Genomic DNA, 5,357 nt, shown 5'->3' on the forward strand with positions numbered 1-5,357 from the left:
CACACAGGCGGTTGTCCTTTGTCAGCGGAACAAAGGTCAAATGCAGGTGGGGCGTTTTCTCGTCCATGTGTACCACCGCCGACACGATATTTTCCCGTCCTACCCGGCCAATGAGGAAAGCCGCCGCCCTCTGGAAGAACGCCTGTATCTCCTTTGGGGATTTCCCCTTGAAAAATTCCGGGCTGGCAGTTACCAGTGTATCGACAAACCGTGTGCTGTCTTTCCTCGTCCGGCATCCGGCCTGCTCGATACGGCTCTGAATGAAGTGGTAATATCGTCCCTCCGGCTTGACGATATGGAAGTTGTATTTACTCCGGCTTGTGTCAATGTCGGGGTTGCTGGCGTATTGTTCTTTCTGTCTTTCGTGATGGGCTTCCAGCGGCCTTGCCGGGTTGCCCTTGTGCTTCTCAAACCGCAAAATTGCGTGTTGTGCCATTCTGCTCCTTTCCCCATTCCTTTCCTATCCGGGGTTTTCCATAGGGAAAATCCCGCCGGAATTATCTCTGATACGATAGGAATGGAATGGATATAAATCAATCATTTTAATCTTTGTATTTCTATATACCGTCTGGTTTTCGTACTTCTCAAGATTGATTTCCGTACTTCAAGGGTACGGTTTTCAGTCCTCCGGCGTACCAGAACCGGATTTCTTGAAGTCGGTGTTTGGAACCGCTTCATAGGATTTTGGGAAAATGCGGTTGGGTTTTCCACAGCCCTGCTTCTGGATTTCCACCAGTCCGGCGTATTGCAGTTCCCGCAGGGTGTTCACCGCTTTCTGCCGCCCACAATGGAGCAGTGTGACCACTTCACAGATAGGGAAATACAGGAAAATCCGTCCGCAGTCATCCGCCCACCCATTCTTGCGGGATAACTCTGTCCGGCGCAGGATAAAGGCGTACAGAACCTTTGCCTCGTTAGACAGGGGCTTGAATGTGGGGGCTTCAAAGAGGAAATTCGGGAGCCGGGTGAAGCTGAACGCCTTTTCCGGCTGATGGATATAGATGGTGTTTGTCATAGTGCGTTTTGTGGACGGTTAGAAGCCCATTTTTCAGGGCGGACGATACTTTATACCACCTGCCCCGGTTTGGGGCTTGCGGAGCCTGATAAATCAAGGCTTTTTTCGCTCCTAACTGTCCACAGCAGACCTCCTTTTCCGTTCACTTTCTGTTTTCTGCCGCCTGTGAACTCTGACGGCACAGCCGGGGCAGTATTTTGCCCGGTTGGATTTGGGGACGAACACGCCGCCGCAGACCGCACAGCATTTCAAGTCCTTATCCCGGAAAATCTCCGCTTCCAGCGTTCCGTCCAGCGGCAAGACCGCCCAGCGGAACCACTTACAGCAGACCGAGAAAGAAACCGTCTGCGGGCAGGTGCAGGTGTCCCCATCGTCAAGGACAATGCAGTTGCCGTCCTCACAACAACAGCACTCCCGGCGTATCAGGCTGGCCGCCTGTTTCCTCTGCGCCGGTGTCATGCGGTAAAGGGAACCGTCCGGCCTGCGCTCCAGTGGCGGCAAGTCTTTATAGAGGTTATTTCTCATGCGTTCCCTCCATTTTGCTTTCCGTTGCCGTTCTCCCCGAAAAGGTTTCCTGCCCCATTCCTGCGGCGTATTCCAGCGTTGGCACGCTCCCCGCAACTTCGGGACAAAATGTCCCGAAGTCCGGCTCCTTGCGGTGCTTCCCCAGCCGGGGTATTCCTTTTCGGACGGTCATTCTGTTTTCAAGGTGCTGTCCATCGATGAACTACCCTAAGTCTACACCTAAATGACCGCCCGTCCCGTATATCCGAAAGGTAGGAAATTGGCCTAAAAAACAGGCTATTTCCACGCTTTCGGAATTGTGGTATAATAAAAATGATATTTGCAGACAAGGGGGAGCGCATGGAACTATCCATACAAGAACGATTGAAAGACCTGCGTGTGGAACGCGGTCTGACGCTGGAACAGCTTGCGGAGAAAACCCACCTCTCCAAGTCCGCTTTAGGGAGTTATGAGGGGGACAACTTCAAGGACATCAGCCATTACGCCCTTATTGAGTTGGCAAAGTTTTACGAAGTGACTGTTGATTATCTGCTGGGCCGTTCTCAAACAAGAAATCACCCAAACGCCGATCTTGCAGACCTGCATTTGAGTGATGATATGATTGAACTATTGAAAAGCGGGCTGGTGGACAATTCCCTTTTGTGTGAACTGGCGACCCACCCGGATTTTCCCCGGCTCATGGCCGACCTTGAAATCTATGTGAACGGCGTGGCGGGAAAACAGGTACAGAGTGCAAACGCCATTGTGGACGCCGTGAGTGCAACGATTATGAAACAACACAATCCCGGCTTGACTGACCCGCAGCTGCGACAGCTTATCGCCGCCCACATTGACGACGACAGCTTTTGCCGCTATGTGATACAGCAGGACATAAACAAGATAGCCTTCGACCTGCGGGAAGCCCACAAGGACGATTTTTTCAGTGTCCCGGAGGACAATCCACTGGAAGATTTTTTGCAGACCGCAGAGGAAACCACCAGAGAGGACAGCGACCCGGAGCAGGCGGCTATGGCATTTATCTGTAAGCGGCTCAAGCTGAACTATGGGAAACTGTCAGAGGAAGAAAAGAAGTGGTTGAAAAAGATTGCACAGAAATCGGATTTACTGAAAAATCCAAAGCCGCAGCGAGGGAGAAAGTAAGAGAACGGAAAAATTTGATTTAGTGAGGTGTAAGGAGTGGAAATTAGATTTATTGATGAAAAACACGCCGCAGATATAAATATTCCCAACGAACCTTTTCCCATTAGGGGACGAATGGTTATTACCTACAACGGAGACAGATGGGAACATACAGAAAAACTATTGCCTTCTGAACAGATTGAAGAAATGACATTCCCAGATGAAAGATGGAAGAAGTTTTAATTGATGATAATATGGTTTTTGATATTGATAATTTAAAAGGATTTCTTAATGATACCAGTTCATTTGGGTTTATAGCTAAAGAAAATAATAAAATTATAGGATTTGCATATTGCTATACACTTTTAAGACCTGATGGAAAAACAATGTTTTATTTACACTCAATAGGAATGTTACCTAACTATCAAGACAAAGGTTATGGTTCAAAATTATTATCTTTTATTAAGGAATATTCTAAAGAGATTGGTTGTTCTGAAATGTTTTTAATAACTGATAAAGGTAATCCTAGAGCTTGCCATGTATATGAAAAATTAGGTGGTAAAAATGATTATAAAGATGAAATAGTATATGTATATGATTATGAAAAAGGTGATAAATAAATGAATATAGTTGAAAATGAAATATGTATAAGAACTTTAATAGATGATGATTTTCCTTTGATGTTAAAATGGTTAACTGATGAAAGAGTATTAGAATTTTATGGTGGTAGAGATAAAAAATATACATTAGAATCATTAAAAAAACATTATACAGAGCCTTGGGAAGATGAAGTTTTTAGAGTAATTATTGAATATAACAATGTTCCTATTGGATATGGACAAATATATAAAATGTATGATGAGTTATATACTGATTATCATTATCCAAAAACTGATGAGATAGTCTATGGTATGGATCAATTTATAGGAGAGCCAAATTATTGGAGTAAAGGAATTGGTACAAGATATATTAAATTGATTTTTGAATTTTTGAAAAAAGAAAGAAATGCTAATGCAGTTATTTTAGACCCTCATAAAAATAATCCAAGAGCAATAAGGGCATACCAAAAATCTGGTTTTAGAATTATTGAAGATTTGCCAGAACATGAATTACACGAGGGCAAAAAAGAAGATTGTTATTTAATGGAATATAGATATGATGATAATGCCACAAATGTTAAGGCAATGAAATATTTAATTGAGCATTACTTTGATAATTTCAAAGTAGATAGTATTGAAATAATCGGTAGTGGTTATGATAGTGTGGCATATTTAGTTAATAATGAATACATTTTTAAAACAAAATTTAGTACTAATAAGAAAAAAGGTTATGCAAAAGAAAAAGCAATATATAATTTTTTAAATACAAATTTAGAAACTAATGTAAAAATTCCTAATATTGAATATTCGTATATTAGTGATGAATTATCTATACTAGGTTATAAAGAAATTAAAGGAACTTTTTTAACACCAGAAATTTATTCTACTATGTCAGAAGAAGAACAAAATTTGTTAAAACGAGATATTGCCAGTTTTTTAAGACAAATGCACGGTTTAGATTATACAGATATTAGTGAATGTACTATTGATAATAAACAAAATGTATTAGAAGAGTATATATTGTTGCGTGAAACTATTTATAATGATTTAACTGATATAGAAAAAGATTATATAGAAAGTTTTATGGAAAGACTAAATGCAACAACAGTTTTTGAGGGTAAAAAGTGTTTATGCCATAATGATTTTAGTTGTAATCATCTATTGTTAGATGGCAATAATAGATTAACTGGAATAATTGATTTTGGAGATTCTGGAATTATAGATGAATATTGTGATTTTATATACTTACTTGAAGATAGTGAAGAAGAAATAGGAACAAATTTTGGAGAAGATATATTAAGAATGTATGGAAATATAGATATTGAGAAAGCAAAAGAATATCAAGATATAGTTGAAGAATATTATCCTATTGAAACTATTGTTTATGGAATTAAAAATATTAAACAGGAATTTATCGAAAATGGTAGAAAAGAAATTTATAAAAGGACTTATAAAGATTGATTATATAATATATGAAAAGCTATTATAAAAGACATTAGTATTAAATAGTTTAAAAAAATGAAAAATAATAAAGATGAAAACTACAATTATCATGAGATGAAAGACTATGTTTTTATCGGAGCATATGAGGGAGCGGATTGTATTGGATTAGCAATATTGACTCCTGTATTCAATCCCTGTCTTTTTTTATACGACTTGAAAGTCAAATGCAAAATGCGTGGTAAAGGTATTGGTAAACAGCTAATTAAGGCATCTTATCAATATGCCATAGCAAATGGGTATGCAGGTTTGTATACTGTTGGTCAGGACAACAATTTGAATGCGTGCTTGTTTTATTTGGCTTGCGGTTTTGAAATTGGCGGACTTGATACTAAAATATATGAAAACACAAAGCAGTCGGGAAAATTTGATATAACCTTTTATATGCACTAAAAATAAGTACATTAAATGAATTCAGGTTTATCGGAGAGATAGCAAAGCCAGCCGAGCCAGTCAACGGTCAAGATGAACGGCGCATAAATGCGCCGCCGTTGACAGTCCCGCCCGTCTTTGCTAAAGGGTAATCAAGGCGGGAAAGCCCTAAAATGGCTTCACACCTATTTCAATAATTGGAGGAGATAAAAATGAGATCAGAAAAG

The 5,357-nt window shown here is 40.1% G+C and carries 8 protein-coding genes; 5 read left to right on the plus strand and 3 right to left on the minus strand.

All coding sequences use genetic code 11. From position 1 onward, the window contains the following. The 3 genes from mobV to H8S34_RS14845 form a co-directional block, all read right to left on the minus strand. Positions 1-436 (minus strand): MobV family relaxase (mobV, locus tag H8S34_RS14835; RefSeq protein WP_186964413.1); only part of this gene is annotated, 436 nt, incomplete at its 3' end. Positions 437-619: 183 nt separating this feature from the next. Then, a complete protein-coding gene (locus H8S34_RS14840) occupies positions 620-1,015 on the minus strand; it encodes a replication initiator protein A (RefSeq protein WP_117551616.1) in 396 nt (131 codons plus the stop codon). Between the two features lie 111 nt (positions 1,016-1,126). Then, positions 1,127-1,540: a cysteine-rich VLP domain-containing protein gene (locus H8S34_RS14845; protein WP_054352687.1), complete on the minus strand. Its 414-nt coding sequence runs from the start codon at positions 1,538-1,540 to the stop codon at positions 1,127-1,129. A 339-nt stretch (positions 1,541-1,879) separates the two neighbouring features. Here H8S34_RS14845 and H8S34_RS14850 point away from each other — a divergent pair, with 339 nt between their 5' ends. The 5 genes from H8S34_RS14850 to H8S34_RS14870 are packed head-to-tail and all read left to right on the plus strand — an operon-like array spanning position 1,880 to position 5,151. Beyond that, on the plus strand, positions 1,880-2,680 hold the full coding sequence (locus H8S34_RS14850) for a helix-turn-helix domain-containing protein (RefSeq protein WP_117502385.1): 801 nt from the start codon (positions 1,880-1,882) through the stop codon (positions 2,678-2,680). Positions 2,681-2,716: 36 nt separating this feature from the next. Beyond that, a complete protein-coding gene (locus H8S34_RS14855) occupies positions 2,717-2,902 on the plus strand; it encodes a hypothetical protein (protein ID WP_147417997.1) in 186 nt (61 codons plus the stop codon). Beyond that, entirely contained in the window at positions 2,887-3,279 is a 393-nt protein-coding gene (locus H8S34_RS14860; RefSeq protein ID WP_000393259.1) for a GNAT family N-acetyltransferase, read from the plus strand. The genes H8S34_RS14855 and H8S34_RS14860 overlap by 16 nt, the downstream gene beginning before the upstream one ends. After that, positions 3,280-4,719 (plus strand): bifunctional aminoglycoside N-acetyltransferase AAC(6')-Ie/aminoglycoside O-phosphotransferase APH(2'')-Ia, encoded by a 1,440-nt coding sequence (locus H8S34_RS14865; RefSeq protein ID WP_001028144.1) that lies wholly within the window; start codon positions 3,280-3,282, stop codon positions 4,717-4,719. A 57-nt stretch (positions 4,720-4,776) separates the two neighbouring features. Continuing rightward, on the plus strand, positions 4,777-5,151 hold the full coding sequence (locus tag H8S34_RS14870) for a GNAT family N-acetyltransferase (protein WP_079744545.1): 375 nt from the start codon (positions 4,777-4,779) through the stop codon (positions 5,149-5,151). The last annotated feature ends 206 nt before the right edge of the window (positions 5,152-5,357 follow it).

Source organism: Pseudoflavonifractor hominis, assembly GCF_014288125.1.
Taxonomy (GTDB): domain Bacteria; phylum Bacillota; class Clostridia; order Oscillospirales; family Oscillospiraceae; genus Pseudoflavonifractor_A; species Pseudoflavonifractor_A gallinarum.

Excerpts from the sequence above, each read along its gene's own strand:
- H8S34_RS14840 (WP_117551616.1), bottom strand. The coding sequence starts at position 1,015 with ATGACAAACACCATCTATATCCATCAGCCGGAAAAGGCGTTCAGCTTC.
- H8S34_RS14860 (WP_000393259.1), top strand. The coding sequence starts at position 2,887 with ATGGAAGAAGTTTTAATTGATGATAATATGGTTTTTGATATTGATAAT.
- H8S34_RS14845 (WP_054352687.1), bottom strand. The coding sequence starts at position 1,540 with ATGAGAAATAACCTCTATAAAGACTTGCCGCCACTGGAGCGCAGGCCG.
- H8S34_RS14865 (WP_001028144.1), top strand. The coding sequence starts at position 3,280 with ATGAATATAGTTGAAAATGAAATATGTATAAGAACTTTAATAGATGAT.
- H8S34_RS14850 (WP_117502385.1), top strand. The coding sequence starts at position 1,880 with ATGGAACTATCCATACAAGAACGATTGAAAGACCTGCGTGTGGAACGC.
- H8S34_RS14870 (WP_079744545.1), top strand. The coding sequence starts at position 4,777 with ATGAAAAATAATAAAGATGAAAACTACAATTATCATGAGATGAAAGAC.